Source organism: Bradyrhizobium sp. KZN70725 (assembly GCF_055264925.1).
Genome location: NZ_JBUYWT010000001.1, coordinates 272956 through 289825 on the forward strand (window position 1 = coordinate 272956; position 16870 = coordinate 289825).

Annotated in this window: 21 protein-coding genes; 9 read left to right on the plus strand and 12 right to left on the minus strand. The window is 65.3% G+C overall.

Going from position 1 to position 16870, the window contains the following annotated elements:
- The first annotated feature begins 138 nt into the window (after positions 1 to 138).
- The gene (locus tag ACZBJS_RS01400; protein WP_316396740.1) at positions 139 to 1365 is read left to right on the plus strand and encodes a c-type cytochrome; all 1227 of its coding nucleotides are present in this window, start codon (positions 139 to 141) and stop codon (positions 1363 to 1365) included.
- A 4-nt stretch (positions 1366 to 1369) separates the two neighbouring features.
- Here ACZBJS_RS01400 and ACZBJS_RS01405 read toward each other — a convergent pair whose 3' ends face one another.
- Positions 1370 to 2011 carry a trimeric intracellular cation channel family protein gene (locus ACZBJS_RS01405; protein WP_076831320.1) on the minus strand — a complete coding sequence of 214 codons (642 nt, stop codon included), beginning with the start codon at positions 2009 to 2011 and terminating at the stop codon, positions 1370 to 1372.
- Between the two features lie 144 nt (positions 2012 to 2155).
- Between ACZBJS_RS01405 and ACZBJS_RS01410 the strand changes: the two genes are divergently transcribed.
- A complete protein-coding gene (locus ACZBJS_RS01410; protein WP_057015965.1) occupies positions 2156 to 2596 on the plus strand; it encodes a hypothetical protein in 441 nt (146 codons plus the stop codon).
- 66 nt (positions 2597 to 2662) lie between these two features.
- Here the strand turns inward: ACZBJS_RS01410 and ACZBJS_RS01415 are convergent, their stop codons facing one another.
- The 3 genes from ACZBJS_RS01415 to ACZBJS_RS01425 are packed head-to-tail and all read right to left on the minus strand — an operon-like array spanning position 2663 to position 4230.
- On the minus strand, positions 2663 to 3481 hold the full coding sequence (locus ACZBJS_RS01415) for an isocitrate lyase/PEP mutase family protein (protein ID WP_316396737.1): 819 nt from the start codon (positions 3479 to 3481) through the stop codon (positions 2663 to 2665).
- 56 nt (positions 3482 to 3537) lie between these two features.
- Entirely contained in the window at positions 3538 to 3888 is a 351-nt protein-coding gene (locus ACZBJS_RS01420) for an antibiotic biosynthesis monooxygenase family protein (RefSeq protein ID WP_028338223.1), read from the minus strand.
- 33 nt (positions 3889 to 3921) lie between these two features.
- On the minus strand, positions 3922 to 4230 hold the full coding sequence (locus ACZBJS_RS01425) for an NIPSNAP family protein (RefSeq protein ID WP_316396734.1): 309 nt from the start codon (positions 4228 to 4230) through the stop codon (positions 3922 to 3924).
- 117 nt (positions 4231 to 4347) lie between these two features.
- On the opposite strand from ACZBJS_RS01425, the gene ACZBJS_RS01430 reads away from it, so the two are divergent.
- Complete coding sequence (locus ACZBJS_RS01430) at positions 4348 to 5043, plus strand: ArsR/SmtB family transcription factor (RefSeq protein WP_026192884.1); 696 nt, start codon at positions 4348 to 4350, stop codon at positions 5041 to 5043.
- A gap of 180 nt (positions 5044 to 5223) precedes the next feature.
- Here the strand turns inward: ACZBJS_RS01430 and ACZBJS_RS01435 are convergent, their stop codons facing one another.
- The gene (locus ACZBJS_RS01435; RefSeq protein WP_256520351.1) at positions 5224 to 5349 is read right to left on the minus strand and encodes a hypothetical protein; all 126 of its coding nucleotides are present in this window, start codon (positions 5347 to 5349) and stop codon (positions 5224 to 5226) included.
- On the opposite strand from ACZBJS_RS01435, the gene ACZBJS_RS01440 reads away from it, so the two are divergent.
- Positions 5348 to 5611 carry a GCG_CRPN prefix-to-repeats domain-containing protein gene (locus tag ACZBJS_RS01440; RefSeq protein ID WP_076831326.1) on the plus strand — a complete coding sequence of 88 codons (264 nt, stop codon included), beginning with the start codon at positions 5348 to 5350 and terminating at the stop codon, positions 5609 to 5611. The two genes, ACZBJS_RS01435 and ACZBJS_RS01440, sit on opposite strands and share 2 nt — an antisense overlap.
- Before the next feature lie 69 nt (positions 5612 to 5680).
- Here ACZBJS_RS01440 and ACZBJS_RS01445 read toward each other — a convergent pair whose 3' ends face one another.
- Positions 5681 to 5977, minus strand: a complete 297-nt coding sequence (locus tag ACZBJS_RS01445) for a twin-arginine translocation signal domain-containing protein (RefSeq protein ID WP_076831329.1) — start codon at positions 5975 to 5977, stop codon at positions 5681 to 5683.
- A 135-nt stretch (positions 5978 to 6112) separates the two neighbouring features.
- Positions 6113 to 6430, minus strand: coding sequence for a hypothetical protein (locus ACZBJS_RS01450; protein WP_057015961.1), 318 nt, complete (start codon positions 6428 to 6430; stop codon positions 6113 to 6115).
- A gap of 94 nt (positions 6431 to 6524) precedes the next feature.
- Between ACZBJS_RS01450 and ACZBJS_RS01455 the strand changes: the two genes are divergently transcribed.
- Both ACZBJS_RS01455 and ACZBJS_RS01460 read left to right on the plus strand, forming a co-directional pair.
- Complete coding sequence (locus tag ACZBJS_RS01455; RefSeq protein WP_057015960.1) at positions 6525 to 7772, plus strand: glycerophosphodiester phosphodiesterase family protein; 1248 nt, start codon at positions 6525 to 6527, stop codon at positions 7770 to 7772.
- Between the two features lie 149 nt (positions 7773 to 7921).
- The gene (locus ACZBJS_RS01460; protein WP_316396728.1) at positions 7922 to 8272 is read left to right on the plus strand and encodes a cupin domain-containing protein; all 351 of its coding nucleotides are present in this window, start codon (positions 7922 to 7924) and stop codon (positions 8270 to 8272) included.
- A 168-nt stretch (positions 8273 to 8440) separates the two neighbouring features.
- Here ACZBJS_RS01460 and ACZBJS_RS01465 read toward each other — a convergent pair whose 3' ends face one another.
- Positions 8441 to 8788, minus strand: a complete 348-nt coding sequence (locus ACZBJS_RS01465; protein ID WP_076831330.1) for a hypothetical protein — start codon at positions 8786 to 8788, stop codon at positions 8441 to 8443.
- A gap of 122 nt (positions 8789 to 8910) precedes the next feature.
- Between ACZBJS_RS01465 and ACZBJS_RS01470 the strand changes: the two genes are divergently transcribed.
- Positions 8911 to 9981: a serine hydrolase domain-containing protein gene (locus ACZBJS_RS01470; protein WP_316396726.1), complete on the plus strand. Its 1071-nt coding sequence runs from the start codon at positions 8911 to 8913 to the stop codon at positions 9979 to 9981.
- 245 nt (positions 9982 to 10226) lie between these two features.
- Here ACZBJS_RS01470 and ACZBJS_RS01475 read toward each other — a convergent pair whose 3' ends face one another.
- Positions 10227 to 11759 carry an acyl-CoA carboxylase subunit beta gene (locus tag ACZBJS_RS01475; RefSeq protein WP_076831336.1) on the minus strand — a complete coding sequence of 511 codons (1533 nt, stop codon included), beginning with the start codon at positions 11757 to 11759 and terminating at the stop codon, positions 10227 to 10229.
- A 160-nt stretch (positions 11760 to 11919) separates the two neighbouring features.
- Here ACZBJS_RS01475 and ACZBJS_RS01480 point away from each other — a divergent pair, with 160 nt between their 5' ends.
- Entirely contained in the window at positions 11920 to 12336 is a 417-nt protein-coding gene (locus ACZBJS_RS01480) for a DUF4260 domain-containing protein (RefSeq protein WP_028335494.1), read from the plus strand.
- Between the two features lie 143 nt (positions 12337 to 12479).
- Here the strand turns inward: ACZBJS_RS01480 and ACZBJS_RS01485 are convergent, their stop codons facing one another.
- Positions 12480 to 13343, minus strand: a complete 864-nt coding sequence (locus tag ACZBJS_RS01485) for a DMT family transporter (RefSeq protein ID WP_076831338.1) — start codon at positions 13341 to 13343, stop codon at positions 12480 to 12482.
- A 352-nt stretch (positions 13344 to 13695) separates the two neighbouring features.
- Here ACZBJS_RS01485 and ACZBJS_RS01490 point away from each other — a divergent pair, with 352 nt between their 5' ends.
- Positions 13696 to 15054, plus strand: coding sequence for an aminotransferase-like domain-containing protein (locus ACZBJS_RS01490; protein ID WP_076831695.1), 1359 nt, complete (start codon positions 13696 to 13698; stop codon positions 15052 to 15054).
- Between the two features lie 176 nt (positions 15055 to 15230).
- On the opposite strand, the gene ACZBJS_RS01495 is transcribed toward ACZBJS_RS01490, so the two are convergent.
- Together ACZBJS_RS01495 and blaOXA are read right to left on the minus strand one after the other, a co-directional pair.
- A complete protein-coding gene (locus tag ACZBJS_RS01495; RefSeq protein ID WP_028335490.1) occupies positions 15231 to 15887 on the minus strand; it encodes a carboxymuconolactone decarboxylase family protein in 657 nt (218 codons plus the stop codon).
- An 80-nt stretch (positions 15888 to 15967) separates the two neighbouring features.
- The gene (blaOXA, locus tag ACZBJS_RS01500) at positions 15968 to 16780 is read right to left on the minus strand and encodes a class D beta-lactamase (RefSeq protein ID WP_057015501.1); all 813 of its coding nucleotides are present in this window, start codon (positions 16778 to 16780) and stop codon (positions 15968 to 15970) included.
- Positions 16781 to 16870 lie beyond the last annotated feature (90 nt).

Here is a 16870-nt window from a genome sequence, read left to right on the forward strand (position 1 = left end):
CAATTCTGGGCGACCAGGCCCGTCGCTCAAAAATCGCAATTTCGTGCCGGGAATATTGCAGGGCCGTTTCGGTTTCTGTCGCAGGACAGGCCCGTGGCGAAATGGCGTGACGCGTCTTGTGGACCGGAAGGTGATCGGATGCGGCGACGATTTCGAACGACGGGTGCGATTCTGGTTGCAGCGCTGTTGTGCGGCGCGCTCGCGACCCGCGAATGTGCCGCCGCGCCGACCGACGACGTCATCGCCCGCGGCAAGGCGCTCACGATCGCCGGCGACTGCGCCAGCTGCCACACGGCCGATCCGGCAAAGCCTTTTGCCGGGGGGAAGCGGATCGACACGCCGTTCGGTGCGGTGTTCTCGCCGAACCTCACCCCCGACCGCGATACCGGCATCGGCGGCTGGAGCGACGACGATTTCCTGCGCGCGCTGCGGAGGGGCGTCGCGCCGAGCGGCGCGCATTATTATCCCGCCTTCCCCTACCCGTACTTCACGAAGCTGATCCGCGGCGACATCCTGGCGATCCGTGCCTATCTCGCGACGCTGGCGCCGGTCAACGACAAGGCGCCACCGCCGGAGCTGCGCTGGCCGTTGAACTACCGCGTGCTGATGCGGGCCTGGAACGCGCTGTTCTTCACGCCGGGCATCATCCAGCCGGACCAGGGCAAGGGTACGGAATGGAATCGCGGACGCTATCTCGTCGAGGCCCTCGCCCATTGCGGCGCCTGCCACACGCCCAAGAACGCCTTCGGCGCCGACAGGCGTGACCAGGCGCTCAGTGGCAGCACGGTGCAAGGCATGTTCGCGCCAAGGCTCGATGGCGCCGCGCGCAGCGGGCTGAAATCATGGAGCGTCGCTGACATCGCCGAATATCTGCAGAGCGGCCGCAACGTGCACAGCCATGCCGGCCCCCTGATGTCCGAGGTGGTGCTCAATTCGACCTCGAAGATGCGCGACGCCGACGTGCGCGCCATTGCGGTCTATCTGAAGGGCCTGCCCGCCGGCGCGCCGGAGCCGGAGGTCACCCCGCCCTCGCCGGCGCAGATGAGCAATGGCGAACGCATCTACCGCGGGGCCTGCATCGCCTGCCATGAGCTCGACGGCTCCGGCGCGCCGCGGATCTATCCGCCGCTGCCCGGCAACGCCAATCTGCAATCGGCCAATCCAGCAAGCACGCTGCGCATCATCCTCGACGGCGCACAGACCGTGACCACGCTGCGCGCCCCGAACGGCGGCTCGATGCCGGCCTATCCCAAGCTCACCGACCAGGAGGTCGCGGACGTTGCGACCTACATCCGCAATGCCTGGGGCAACGCGGCGCCGGCCGTCACCGCGGACGAGGTCGCCAAGGCGCGGACGGCGAAATAGCCGTTCAGCGCTCCTCGTCGCTGAACACGAATTTCGGCATCTCCCATCGGTAGCGGATCGCAAGCATGCGGAACGTCAGCCCGAGTGCGAAGGTCAGCGCGGTCCAGAGCTGGGTGTTCACCTGCAGCCCGGAGCCGGTCACATAGAACAGTCCCGTCACCACGGAGACGCTGGCGTAGAGCTCGCTGCGAAACAACAACGGCACCTCGTTGCAGAGGATGTCGCGCAGCACGCCGCCGGCGCAGCCGGTGATCATGCCGGCGACGATCACGATCGGCAGCGGGACGTCGACTTGTGAGGCCACGTCGCAACCGGCCATGGTGAACACCACAAGTCCGATCGCATCGAGCACCAGGAATGCGAGGTTGAGCCGGTGCACGAGCCGCGCCAGGAGGATGGTGGCGAAGGCGCCCGCCGCCGCGACCGCAAGGTAGATCGGGTGCGCGACCCAGAGCAGCGGATAATGTCCGAGCAGAACGTCGCGGATGGTGCCGCCGCCGAGCGCGGTGATCGCGCCGAGCATGCAGACGCCGGCCCAATCCATGCTGCGCCTGCCTGCCGCCAGCGCCGCCGTCATCGACTGCGCCGCAACCGCAATGAACGAGAGCAAGTGCAGCACCGAATCGGTGGGCGGCATGGTCCACATTGAAAAGGCCTCATGAAACAGGTTGGAACCCGAGGAATCGGCGGTTCCTGCATGAACAGGTTGCAACATTGGCGCGGAACATCCTCGCGCGCCAGCCATTGTCCTCTGCGTTTAGCTTTCAGGTGCTAACGGAGGAACTTTGCAATGGCCCATCAACCTGACGATCCGTATCGCGCCAACCTGACCGAGGACGAAATGCGCCGTCAGGCGCGCTTCAACAGCCTGGACAACGAGCTGCAGCCGGACCCGGAACTCCAGGAGGGACCGGCCAGCACCACCAAGATCGCGATGTTCGCCGTCGCGGTGGCCGTGGTGCTCGGTGCGTTGTTCTACGGCTTGAACAATACCTCGGTGCATGAGGCGGGTACCACGCCGTCAGCGCAGACCGCGCAGCAGCAGCCGGCCAATCCGGCCGCGCCGCCTCCGGGCATGCGCGACGTGACGCCGAAGCCGAACAGCCAGCCCGGCACGACCACGGGCGCGGCACCTGCGCAGCCGGCCTCTCCATCGGCCAACAAGCCGACTGGACAGGAAATCGACCGCTCGGCGGCGCCGGCCGACTCGACCGGCGACAAGAACAAGTAATCCGCTCGCTATCGTGAGCGATGAAGCAGCGGGCCCCGGCGGCCCGCTGCTTTTTTGCGTGTGAGTCTACTTGAACATCTTGTTGAGCTCGCCGCCGGGATAGCCGTTGGCGAATTCCGTGAAGGTGCCCTTCTCGGCCATCTCCTTGGCCGCCTTCATCACGCCGGTCCAGGCCATCCGCGCAAGCGCTCCGCCGACGCTGATCCGGCGCACGCCGAGATCGGCGACCGATTGCAGCGTCAGCTCCGACGCGCCGCCGATCAACAGATTGACCGGCTTTGGCGCCACCGCCTTCACAACCGCGGAAATCTCCTCCTTGGTCGCGATGCCCGGCGAATAAAGGACGTCCGCTCCTGCTTCCGAATAGGCCTGCAGCCGTTCGATCACCAGATTGAGGTCCTTCTTGCCCCACAGGAATGCCTCACAGCGGCCGGTGAGCAACACACCGCTGTTGTCGGCATCGATGGCCTTGCGCGCCGCCTTGATGCGCTCCACCGCAAGCTTGTGCTCGAACAGCGGCTTGGCGGCGTCTCCGGTGGAATCCTCAATGGAAAGCCCGGCGACGCCGGTCTTGACGCCGCGCGCGACATTGGCGGCGACCTTGTCGGGCTCGACCGCGAAGCCGCCCTCGAAATCCGCATTGACGGGAATATCGACCGCCGCGCACAGTGCGGTCAGGTGGTCGCAGACGTCATCGACGGTGACGCGGTTGTCGGCCTTGGCGATGGTCCATGCAAAGCCCGCGCTGGTCGACGCCAGCGCCTTGAAGCCGAGATGCTGCAAGGCGCGGGCGCTGCCGACATCGAACGGATTCGGAATGATGAAGCACCCGCTCTCATGCAGCTTCCTGAAGGCGGCGCGTTTGTCAGCAGTTGGCAGTGGCATTGGTCGCTCCCTGGAGTCATTGGCCGCGCACAGATAGGCACCCACGCATCCGCCCGCTAGTGCGGCTCATGCGCCGCGCGGCTGTCCTTCGGCGCCTGATCGCGTTCGTTCAGGCCGTAATCACGGATCACGCTTGCCACCCGCAGCCGGTAGTTCTCGAAGATCCGCGCGCGGCCCTTGGCCTGGGTACGGCGATGTTCGATCGTGTTGCGCCAGGCTTCCACCGCAGCCTCGTCGCGAAAGAATGACAGCGACACGAACTTGCCCTTCTCGGTGATGCTCTCGAACCGCTCGACCGAGATGAAGCCGTCGATCTCCTGCAGGATCGGCTTCAGCTCGGCGGCGAGGTCGAAATAGAGATCCCGTTGCTCAGGCTTGGGCCAGACTTCGAAGATCACTGCGATCATGGGCGCCTCCCGCACATTGCTGTTGTGGCCCTACTATACCTCGACCTTGCGGAGAAATGTCCGTTCCTCGGCGAGGATGAAGCGGTTTTCTTCCGCGAAGTTGAAGTTCGCCACTCCCTCCTTGTCCTGGCGCAGCCGCGCGCGATAGGCCTCATAGGCGGCAAGGCTGTCGGACGAGATCAGCGCAAAGGCGATGTTGTTGGTTCCCTCATGCGGCATCCAGTAGCCGATGAGGTCGCCGCCGCAGCGCGGGATGATCGAGAGCCAGTTCCGCGAATACTCCTCGAACATCGCGCGCTTGAACGGATCGAGCTGGTAGCGGATGAAGACGGTGACGGTCATTGATGGCCTCCAGTCATGTTTCCGTTATTGCGAGCGTCAGCGAAGCAATCCTCGCAATGACGGCCCGTTGAACAATAGCGGCTTGTCCGACCTCGATGCTTCGGCTATCATCGAACTATGAAAGCAGGACCCGACATCTCCCGGATCGCCGCTCTGGTCGGCGATCCCGCGCGCTGCAACATGCTGACCGCGCTGATGACCGGCCGGGCGCTGACCGCGAGTGAGCTGGCGCAGGAGGCCGGCATCACGCCGCAGACGGCGAGCTCGCATCTCTCCAAGCTCGAGGCCGGCGGGCTGATCGAGCCCGAGAAGCAGGGCCGCCACCGCTACTACCGCCTCTCCGACCCCGACGTCGCCGACGTGCTGGAAGGCCTGCAGGGCATTGCCGCCCGCGCCGGCCATATGCGGGTGCGCACCGGGCCAAAGGATCCGGCGCTGCGCCGCGCCCGCATCTGCTACGACCATCTCGCCGGCGATCTCGGCGTTCAGATGCTCGACAGCATGAAGCGGCAGAAGCTGGTCCGCCAGAGCAAGCAGGCGATCGAGCTCACCGGCGAAGGCAAGCGCTTCATGGCCGAGGAGCTGCAGATCGACGCCGATGCGCTGACGCATCCGCGCCGGCCGGTGTGCAAGGCCTGCCTCGACTGGAGCGAGCGGCGGCATCATCTCGCCGGCACGCTGGGCGCTGCCATGATGGACCGCTTCACAGAACTGAAATGGGCCGCGCGCGACGCTGCACCGGGCAGCCGCGTGGTCAATTTTTCGCGCAACGGCGAGAAGCGATTTGCCGCGCTGTTCGGCCCAGACCAGTAGCGGTGCGCCTTCGGGCAAGCGTCGATGAACCGCCGGTCTCGTTTGCCTCGCCTTCCGATGTATTCTCGTACGCTCGCCAACAGCGCGCGGCTGCCCGGCGTCCGCGAAATATTTCGAAGTGATGCTGAGCCGGCTTGCGGCGTGCTGACGCAGCTGTGAGCTGCAACATTCATGTCGCATTCAGGCCGCAACATTATGGTCGGCGACATCGGGCACGCCTTCTGCAATGATCCGGCCGGGCGAATCGGTAGACGAAAGCTTGTTGCGGTGCCGCAGCGCGGCCCAAAATAAAAAAGGAGAAGACATGAAGTATCTTTTTGCTGCAGCAGTTCTGCTGACGACCGCATTCGCCGGCATCAGCGCCGCTGATGCGGCCGGTGGCTGCGGCCCCGGCTGGCACCGTGGCCCCTATGGCGGCTGCGTCAGGAATCGCGGCGTCGTCGTCGCGCCGGGCGCCGTTGTCGTGCGCCCGCCGGTCGTGGTCGAGCGCCCCGTCGTGGTGGCGCCGCGTGTCCGCGCCTGCCCGTACGGCTTCGTCTGGCGCTACGGCCGTTGCCGCCCGATCTGATCGCGGCAGATTCCGAACTAACAAAACCCCGCCTGGCGCGGGGTTTTTCTTTTCGTCATGGAGTCGATATCACCAGCGGCGCCAGTGATGACGGCGCCAATGGTGGCGACGCCAGCCCCAATGCCTGCGGTGCCAGTGCCGGTGACGCCAACCCCAATGGCGATAATGCCAGCGTACTTGCTCGGGCTTCATGCGGCCGACCTCCTCGGCCGTTGTGACGGCGGGATGCGCTTCGCCAGCCGCTGGTGCGCGTGCATCCTGGTTGAGGGGAAGCGGCGCGAGCGGCGCCGCCTGCGCCGTCGCTGCGAAGGTGACGGCTCCGGCGGCGACACCGAAGGCCATCTTCAGAAAATCCCGACGTTCCATGAGCGTTTCCCTTTGTTGCTGAGTTGGACCAACTGCAGCAGTAAGTTTTTGCCTCGCGAGCTGAACGCTCGCTGAACCGCGCGTTCACGTTTCATGGAACTCGAGCGTTGTCGACGTCGTGACGTCACGCAACCATCATGCCGCCGTCGCCTCCTCCGCCAGCACCAGGAGATCGCGCGTGCGTGTCACCTCCGGCCAGTCACGGTTGAAGTCGGCGACCAACCGCTTCATGTGATCGCTGCTCACCGCGCGCTCGAGCGCCTTCTCGTCGGCGAACTGATAAGTCGCCTGGTGCAGCGAGGGATCGCTCAGGCTCCAGCATCGCCAGGCGCGCTCGGCGCCGAACGATTTCATCGCGTCCGGCAGATGCTCGCGCGAATACCAGGCGTCGAAGGCGGCACGCCGGGCGATGTCCGTGACGGTGGCGCGGACGACGAAATAGGCTGCGGGCATTGGTTTTCCTCCATGGTTTCATTTCGCACAGGCGGCCGGCATATGCTCCGTGATATGTCGGCCTGCTGACAATGCCTGATCAGGGGGATCACCCATGCTTGCCCGTCACCGCACCGCCCTGCTCTCGTTCCTGCTCGCCCTCGGCGCCGCGCTGCCCGTCGCCGCCGGGGAGATCGCGCTGCCGCGCGAGGCGCAGCTCGGGCCGCGCCCGTTCTATCTGGTCGACAAGATGAAGGACGGGCCCCTGAAGCAGCAGCTCAGCCAATGCACCGGGCCGTTCCACAAGACCGATTTTTCGATTGGCCATCGCGGCGCCGCGCTGCAATTTCCCGAGCATAGCCGCGAATCCTATCTCGCCGCCGCACGGATGGGCGCCGGCGTGATCGAATGCGACGTCACCTTCACCAGGGACCGCCAGCTGGTGTGCCGGCACTCGCAATGCGACCTGCACACCACGACCAACATCCTGACGGTGCCGGATCTCGCTTCAAAATGCACGCAACCCTTCAGCCCGGCCGATCCCGCCGCCGGCAGGAAGGCCTCGGCGAAGTGCTGCACCAGCGACATCACGCTCGCCGAATTCAAGCGGCTCACCGCGAAAATGGACGGCTTCAATCCGGATGCGAGGACGCCCGAGGAGTACCAGAACGGCACGCCGCGCTGGCGCACCGACCTCTACGCCAATTCCGGCACGCTGATGAGCCATGACGAGAGCATCGCCTTGATCAAAAGTCTCGGCGCAAAATTCACGCCCGAGCTGAAGGCGCCGGAGGTGGCGATGCCGTTCGACGGCGACTACACCCAGGAGACATATGCGACCCAGATGCTCGCCGCCTACAAGGCCGCCGGCATTCCGCCGAGCGACGTGTTCCCACAGAGCTTCAGCCTTAAGGACATCCTCTATTGGGTGAAGACCGAACCCGACTTTGCCAGCCAGGCGCTCTATCTCGAGGACCGCTACGAGAAAGCGGGCCTCGATCCGAACCGGCCGGAGACCTGGAAGCCGTCGATGCAGGAATTGAAGGCCTCCGGCGTCGCGATCCTGGGACCGCCGATCTTCGCGATGCTGGCGCTGAACGACAAGGGCGAGATCGTCCCGTCGGCTTACGCCAGGGCAGCGAAGGCCGCCGGCCTCGATCTGATCGGCTGGTCGCTGGAGCGCGACGGGCCGCTCAACCGAGGCGGTGCGTTCTACCACAAGTCGGTGAAGGCGGCGATCGACCGCGACGGCGACACGTTGACCGTGCTCGACGTGCTGGCAAGACAGGTCGGCGTCCGCGCGATGTTTTCCGACTGGCCGGCGACGACCACATTCTATGCGAACTGCATGGGGATGAAGTGAGATCTTGCGGGGCAGGTTACAGCCGCGCCTGCCCCGCCCTACGCACCGTGCGCGCCCGCCATGACCATTCCGGCCGTTCCGCGCGCGGCAGAACGGGACTAGCATCATCGCCTTCCCGCCCGACGGGACAACACCACAGGAAGGCCGCCATGAAGCCAGGACAACCGGTCAAGGACGCCAGCCATCTCTACGAAGTCGAGCGCCGCGCCCAGCACGCCGCCCGCCCCGGCTTCCGCATCATGGAGCTGCAGCTCTCGCCGACCCAGAAGGTGCCGTGGCACACCCACAGCAACATCTCCGACATCTTCTATGTGCTGGAGGGCCAGATGCGGCTGTTCCTGCAGGAGCCCAAGGAGGAAGTGAACCTGAAGGTCGGCGAAGTCTACGCCGTCCGCCCGACCCGCCCTCACCTCGTCACCAACGCCGGCACGACGTCGCTGACGTTCCTGATCCTGCAAGGCGTCGGCGAATACGACTACGTACCGCTGGCGTCGAAGTAACTCCCTCCGCTGTCGTCCCGGCGAAAGCCGGGACCCATTACCACCGCATTTCGGTGATGAACGGGATCGCCCCAGCGTCGCGCAACAATTGAGACTTGGGATAATGAGTCCTGGCTTTCGTCAGGACGACACTGAGTTTGCGGCGCCGCTTTGCGCGCCCGCCGCGCCTCACATCAGTTTCAGCGGCGCGTCGTGAACCAGGCGCAGGTCGATATTGCCGATCAAACGCGCGCGGCGCGCCTCGGCGGTGCTGATCGCAGCCTCGGTCTGCCGCAGTGTGCTGACATTCGAGCCGAGCGACACGATACCACCGAGCACCAGTGCGATCGATCCGAGTGCCGCGGTCTGACCGGCGCCCAACAGCTCGAGCAGCGCGACGGCCAGCAACGCGAACCCGCCTGCGATCGCGACCTTCGAGCCGAGAATGATCCGCCGGGAGCGCTCGGCGCTCTCGGCAAGCTCCTCGATCTGCGCCTCGATCTCGGAGATCTCGTCGGTCGGCTCGTCTTCGGTCATCGGGTTCGGACCTGTAGGGCGGGTCAGGCGGAAGCCGTAACCCGCCGTGTTCATTTTCGCAAGAAATCGCTACGCTTCAGGCGCGCGCTAGCTCTTGGTCATCCGATTCGGACTCAAATCAAATGTTAGCCTGTTCAACGCTCGACGACGGATGGGTCGCTGCGGCTCCCGCCGAGGTCGGCTTCGATGCCGAAAGCCTCTCCAGACTCGACGCGTTTCTCAAACAATGGCCCAAGCGCAACGTTCACGCCGTTGTCATCGTACGGCGCGGCAAGCTTGTGTTCGAGCGCTATTTCGCCGGCCGGGAGCGGCGGTGGATGGAGTGGTCGGCACCGGTTCAATTTTCGCCGGAAACGAAGCACGACATCCGCTCCATCTCGAAGAGCGAAACCTCACTTCTGATCGGCTTGGCCATCGGCAAGGGACAATTTCCGCCGCTCGATTCCGCTGTTATCGACTATTTCCCCGAATATGCCGATCTTCGTACGACGAGGAACGCTCGCATCACGTTCCGGCACCTGCTCACCATGTCGCACGGTCTACGGTGGGATGAAGCGCGCGGCTGGAACAGTCAGGCGAACAACGAACGGCATCTGCTCGAAGCGAAAGATCCCTACCGCTATGTTCTGCAACAGCGGATGGCGCTCCCGCCCGGCGTATCGTTCAACTATAGCGGCGGCGCCACCAGCCTCCTGGCTGCGGCCCTTGCCAAGAGCGTCGGCCAACGGATCGATGCTTTTGCCAGAGACAAGCTGTTCGAACCGCTCGGCATCACTGATGTCGAGTGGCTCAGCTTTACCGGCAGTGCCGAACTCGCGGCCTTTGCCGGATTGCGGCTACGGCCGCGCGACGTCGCCAAGCTTGGCGAACTCGTCGCGAATGATGGACGCTGGAACGGCAGACAGGTCCTGCCCGCCGCGTGGATCGCCGAGTCGACCAAGCCGCGGGTTAACGCCGGAGGGCACGTGGTCGTCTACTATGGTTATCACTGGTGGCTTGGCCGTTCCTTGCTGAACGGTCACGACCTGATCTGGATCGCCGCGTACGGCAGCGGTGGCCAACGCCTTTTCATCGTGCCCGGGCTCGATCTGGTGGTCGTCGTGAACGCCTTCGACCACGATGCCATCTCAAACGCCATCCTCAACCAGTTTCTCCTGCCTGCCGTGACGGACTGTCCGCCCCTTTCAGCGTAAAGGGTTGGAATGGGGCTGAGCTCAGCTCTCTGTTCGCAGGGCCGGTTACGCGACCGGGTCCGCGCGCGTAGCGCAGTGAGCGAAGGTGGAAGCCGCAACCCGCCACGGATCGTACGCCCCTGGAACCTCGAGATTCCGGGTTCGCGCTCACGCGCGCCCCGGAATGACGACAACAAGAGCAACAAAGGGAGACGCGCATGCGAAGGTCGTGGGTTACGCTTGCGCTAACCCACCCTACGCTCTCCTCACAACGGCAGATTGTCGTGCTTCTTCGCGGGGATCTCCACCTTCTTGTCCTTCAGCATCGCCAGCGCCCGCGCGATGCGGCGGCGGGTCGAATGCGGCATGATGACGTCGTCGATGTAGCCGCGTTCGGCGGCGATGAAGGGCGACAGGAAGCGGTCCTCGTACTCCTTGGTGCGGGCGGCGATCTTGTCGGGGTCGCCGATGTCAGAGCGGAAGATGATCTCGACCGCGCCCTTGGCACCCATCACAGCGATCTGGGCGGTCGGCCAGGCGTAGTTCATGTCGGCGCCGATTTCCTTCGACGCCATGACGTCGAAGGCGCCGCCATAGGCCTTGCGGGTGATGATGGTGACGAGCGGCACCGTGCACTGCGAATAGGCGAACAGCAGCTTTGCGCCGTGCTTGATCAGGCCGCCATATTCCTGCGCGGTGCCCGGCAGGAAGCCCGGCACGTCGACGAAGGTGACGATCGGGATGTTGAAAGCATCGCAGAACCGAACGAAGCGCGCAGCCTTGCGTGAGGCGTCGCTGTCAAGCACGCCCGCCAGCACCATCGGCTGGTTGGCGACGAAGCCGACGGTGCGGCCGGCGATGCGGCCGAAGCCGGTGACGATGTTTTTCGCAAAGGTCTCCGAGATCTCGAAGAAGTCACCCTCGTCGACGACCTTCAGGATCAATTCCTTCATGTCGTAGGGCTTGTTCGGATTGTCGGGGATCAGCGTGTCGAGCGACATGTCGACCCGCCCGATATCGTCGAAGCTCGGCCATTCCGGCACGCCGTCGCTGTTGTTCGAGGGCAGGAAGTCGATCAGGCGGCGCATCTGCAGCAGCGCGTCGACGTCGTTCTCGAACGCGCCGTCGGCGATCGAGGAGCGCGTGGCATGCACCGAGGCGCCGCCGAGTTCCTCGGCGGTCACCACCTCGTTGGTGACGGTCTTCACCACGTCGGGGCCGGTGACGAACATGTAGCTGGTGTTCTTCACCATGAAGATGAAGTCGGTCATCGCGGGCGAATAGACGTCGCCGCCGGCGCAGGGGCCCATGATGACGGAGATCTGCGGGATCACGCCCGAGGCCTGCACGTTGCGGCGGAACACGTAGGAATAGCCCGCCAGCGCCGCGACGCCCTCCTGGATACGCGCGCCGCCGGCGTCATAGAGACCGATGATCGGCGCCCTCGCCTTCATCGCCATGTCCTGCAGTTTCGTGATTTTCAGCGCGTGGGTTTCGGAAAGCGAGCCGCCGAACACCGTAAAATCCTTGGCAAAGACGAACGTCTTGCGGCCGTTGACCGTGCCCCAACCGGTGACGACACCGTCGCCGGGGATCCTGGTCTTCTCCATGCCGAATTCGATCGAGCGGTGCTCGACGAACATGTCGAATTCCTCGAACGAGCCCTTGTCCAGCAGGAGCTCGATCCGCTCGCGGGCGGTCAGCTTGCCGCGGGCGTGCTGCGCCTCGATGCGCTTTTCGCCGCCGCCCAGCTTGGCGCCGGCGCGCCGCTCTTCGAGGGTATCGAGGATATCTTTCATTTGTTTCCGCCCGTGTTAGCTACAGTCCGCGTCCCGGCGCGAGCCGAGGTCCGCTTCGTTCGGAAATGGCTTAGCACGGCCATTTCGGAACCGGAAAGGCGGTTGTGGACGGGTTCGGGCGCAAAAACGGTAGGATTTTCCGATATCTGGGGAGATGGCGATGACCGACACGAGCACGGCCACGGTCGAGACCGGCGCACCGACCGGCGGGGTGCGCACCCTGCTCCGGCTGGAGGGCCTCGTGCTGTTCCTCGGCATGACCGTGCTCTATGCCCAATGGGAGGGCTCGTGGCTGGTCTATGTCCTGCTGTTCCTGGTGCCGGATTTGAGTTTCGCGGCCTATCTCGCCGGCCCGCGGGTCGGCGCCATCGTCTACAACGCCGCCCACAGCTATCTGGCGCCGGTCGCGCTGATGACGCTGGGCTTTGCCGCCGCGGCGCCGCTGGTGCTATCGATCGCGATGATCTGGCTCGCCCATATCGGGATCGACCGCGCGCTCGGCTACGGGCTGAAATATTCCAAGGGCTTTGGCTTCACCCATCTCGGGCGGATCGGGAAAGCGCAGGAGCCCGCCTAGCGCCCGCTTCCTGACGTCACGCACGGCCGGTCAAATTGACAGCGTGCGCGTCGATTGCTGCGTCTCGAAGGATGCAGGCCCGCCTGTGGCCTCATGGTTCGAGACGCGCGTTCCGCGCTCCTCACCGTGAGGAGAGACAGACGTCAAGCAAAGCGGCGCGCGAACACCACACAGACGACGACGAGCATGGTCGCCACGATCATCGACCACGGCACCTGCTCGTGCAGCAACAGGCCGGCCAGCGCGAGGCCGAAGAACGGTTGCAGCAGCTGCAATTGGCCGACGCTGGCGATGCCGCCGATCGCAAGGCCGCGATACCAGAACACGAAACCGACCAGCATGCTGAAGATCGAGACATAAGCGAGCCCGAGCCAGGCCGGCGCGCCGATGCCCTGCCAGCTCGGCGGCAGCGTCATGATCGTCATCACGAGCACCACGGGCACTGAGAGCACCAGCGCCCAGGAGATCACCTGCCAGCCGCCGAGCCGCCGCGACAGCGCCGCGCCCTCGGCATAGCCGAGGCCGCAGACGATGATGGCGGCGACCATCAGGAGGTCGCCGGTCAGCGACGCCGATCCGTCGCTCGACAAGGCGAACGCGCCGACCGTCGCGCTGCCGATGCAGGAGAACAGCCAGAACAGCGGCTGCGGCCGCTCGCCGCCGCGCAGCACGCCGAACACGGCGGTCGACAGCGGCAGCAGCCCGATGAACACGATCGAATGCGCCGAGGTGATGTGCTGGAGCGCGAGCGCGGTGAGCAGCGGAAAGCCGATCACGACGCCGAGTGCGACGATGGTCAGCGACACCAGATCCTTGCGCTGCGGCCAGGGCTGCCGCAGCGCCGCAAGCAGCGCGGCGCCGAGCAGCGCCGCGATCGCCGCCCGCGCCGAAGTCAAGAACAGCGGCGAGAACTCTGCCACGGCCACGCGGGTCGCCGGCAGCGAGCCGCTGAAGATAATCACGCCGAGCAGGCCGCTGCCCCAGCCGTCGATCGAAGCCTTGTCCATCGTACTTTGCTTCCCAAAACGTAACTGCGCCCCCTCGCCCCGCTCTTGCGGGGCCGAGACGAGCGAAGCTCGCTCTTAGAGGGTTGGGGTGAGGGGCCGCCCCGCATACTCGGTAACGGCCGAACCCGTGGAGACTCCCCCTCACCCGGAACGCATCTGGCGATGCGTTCCGACCTCTCCCCGCAGGCGGGGCGAGGTGAAGCCGAGTCCGACCTCGCACCGACCATAGCCGGCGGAGGCTCGCCAAGGCAGCTACAGATCAGTACAATATCGCAAAACTGTATGGGCAAAGGTAGGCATACACTTGCAACAGCAATCCGATGCGCCAAAGGCGACGCGGACCACCGACGTGATGAACGCGATCCGCGCCAAGGTGGCGAGCCGCGCGCTGGTCGCCGACGACCGCCTGCCCTCGATCCGCGGCCTGGCCGCGACCATGGGCGTCTCGCCCTCCACCGTCGTCGAAGCCTATGACCGGCTGGTGGCCGAGGGCCTGATCCGCGCCCGGCCCGGCTCCGGCTTCTATGTCTCGTCCACGGCCCTGCCGCCGCTCGCGCTCGCCAAGGACCAGCCGCAACGCGACCGCGCAGTCGATCCGTTCTGGGTGTCGCGGCAATCGCTTGATGCCGAGACCGGCGCGCTCAAACCCGGCTGCGGCTGGCTGCCCGCCGAGTGGATGCCGACCGAGGCGCTGCGGCGCGCGCTGCGCGGCCTCGCGCGGGCCGACGACGCCGTGCTCTCCGACTATGGCGCGACACGCGGCTCGCTCACGCTGCGTCGGATCCTGATGGCGCGGTTTGCCGACGAGGGCCTCGAGGTGCCACCCGAGCAGCTCTTGCTGACCGCGTCCGGCACGCAGGCGATCGACCTCGTCTGCCGCTTCCTGCTGCGGCCGGGCGACACTGTGCTGGTCGACGATCCCTGCTATTTCAATTTCCGGGCGCTGCTGCGCGCGCATCAGGTTCGCATCGTCAGCGTGCCCTACACGGCATCGGGCCCCGATGTCGCAAGCTTCGAGGCGACACTGGCCGCCGAGCGGCCGCGGCTCTATGTCACCAACTCGGCGCTGCATAATCCGACCGGTGCGACGCTGTCGCCGCAGACCGCGCACCGCGTGCTGAATGCCGCCACCGCCCATGATCTCACCATCGTCGAGGACGACATCTTTGCGGACTTCGAGCCGGAGCCTTCGGCGCGGCTCGCCGCGCTCGATGGCCTGAGCCGCGTGATCCGGATCGGCAGCTTCTCCAAGACGCTGTCGGCATCGGTGCGCTGCGGCTTCATCGCCGCGCGGGCGGACTGGATCGAGGATCTCGTCGATCTCCAGGTCGCGACCGGTTTCGGCGGCCCGAGCGCGGTCGCCACCGAGATCATCGCCGGCGTGCTGTCGAGCGGTTTCTATCGCAAGCATGTTGAGGAGCTGCGCCGGCGCCTTGCCCGCGCCCGCCGCGACGTCGGCGACAAACTGCAGCGCATCGGCGTCACACCCTGGCTGATGCCGCGCGGCGGCTTCTATCTGTGGTGCCATCTGCCCGACGGGTGCGACTCCGCCGACGTGGCGCGGCTGGCGCTAACGGACAATGTCGTGCTGGCGCCCGGCAACGTGTTCAGCGCCTCGCAGACGGCCGCCGCCTTCATGCGCTTCAACGTCGCGCAATGCCGCGACCCGAAGCTGATGCCGACCTTGCAGCGAGCGATCGGGCGCCAATAGCGACGGCGCCCTACTCCCTCTCCCGTTCTTACGGGGAGAGGGTTGGGGTGAGGGGCTGCTTCCTCTTGCACGGTGATAGCTGTGCCTGAGGAGAGTCCCCTCACCCGGAACGCATCTGCGATGCGTTCCGACCTCTCCCCGCACGCGGGGCGAGGTGAACGGAGTCCGCGCCGCCCCTACTTCTCACCAACCTTGAACGGCTCCTCCTTGCCAGGCGGCACGGTCTCCTCCGCCATCGCCAGGATCATCGCCACCATCACGTAATTGCCGGCGACCGCGGTGAGGTCGACGATCTGCTGATCGTTGAAAATCTTCTTGGCCCGCGCATAGGTCTCGTCGGAGACCTTCTTGGTCGTGGTCAGCTCGGTGACGAAGTCGTACACGACCGCCTCGTCGTCGGCCATCTTCGACGGCCGGTTGCCGGCCTTGAGCTCCGCGATGACGTCGGGTGGCAGGCCGGCCTTGGCGGCGAGCGGCGCGTGCGCGAACCACTCGACCTGCGAGCGCCACTGCCGGCCGATGATCAGGATCGCGAACTCGTTCAGCCGTGTCGGCACCGAGGTCTGCCAGCGCAGATAATAGAACAGATCGTAGAGCCGCTGGCCGAGCACCGGGCTCCGGATCATCGGATTGTAGGGACCGCCGATGCCGACGCTCGACACCTTCATGATCTGCTCGCCGAGCGGTTTTTGCAGGTCGCTGAGCTGCTCCATCGTGAGCTGCGGGAAGCGCGGCTCCTTGCTGGTGGCCGGCACCGAGAACACCGTCGCCGCGAGCCAGCCGCCGGCCGCGGCCAGCGTGAGCGACGAGAGCCAGACTGTTGCTGAATGCATGATTCCTCCGCTTGATTTTATCGGAGGATGCTAGTCGAGCTACGTAGCGCCAGCCAGCGATGAACACGCAGATCAGGTCATCACAGCGCGACGATATCGGTGAGGCATTGCTGCGTGACGCTCATCCGCGCATCGGTCTGCGCCTGCGTCTTGCAGTCCATGTTCATCGCGAACACCGTGATGTCGGTGCCCTTCTCGGCCCAGCCGACCAGCCAGCCGAGCGAGCCGTGCTCCTTGTCGGTGAGGCCGGTCTTGGCGCGAATGACGGCGTCGCCGACTTTCGTCACCGGGAGAATGTCGCACACCAGCTGCTGGCTGCGCTTGTCGACCGGCAGCACGCCGCGGCGCAGCCGGTCGAGGAAATCGATCTGCTGCACCGGATCGATCCGCAAATTGCCGGTCACCCAGAACTGGTCGATGCCGCCGCCGATGTCGCGGTTGCCGTAGTCGATGATCTCGAGATATTTCTTCATCCGCTCCTCGCCGATGCGGCGGGCGATCTCCTGGAACACCGGAAAGGCCGACACCGCGAGCGCGGAGCGCAGCGTGTGATCCTTGTTCCAGGCCTCGATGCTGCGGGTTGTGCCGTCCCACTTGAAGACGTCCTTGTCGGGGTCCTGCACCACCCCCGTCTCGAGCGCGATCAGCGCGTTCGGGATCTTGAAGGTCGAGGCCGGCAGCCTGCCCTCGCCCGAGCGGACCTTGTCGCTGGCGATGATCAGATAGTCCTCGACCTTGTAGCCGACGAAGGTGCCCTCGGTGCCGAGCTCGAAGAACCGCTTTTGCAGCTCCTCGCGAAACTCGCTGCGCTGGTAGGACACGTTGGCGAAGCTGCGCGATGGCAGGATCGTAGCGGCAGCAAGCAGACCGAGCGCATGGCGGCGATGGATCACGACAAGTCCTGGGCAGGTTCGCATTGACGACGATGGTGGATGCCATCGTGGTGAAAGGATGGCAAGAAGACTCACTTGTCTGTCGCGTTT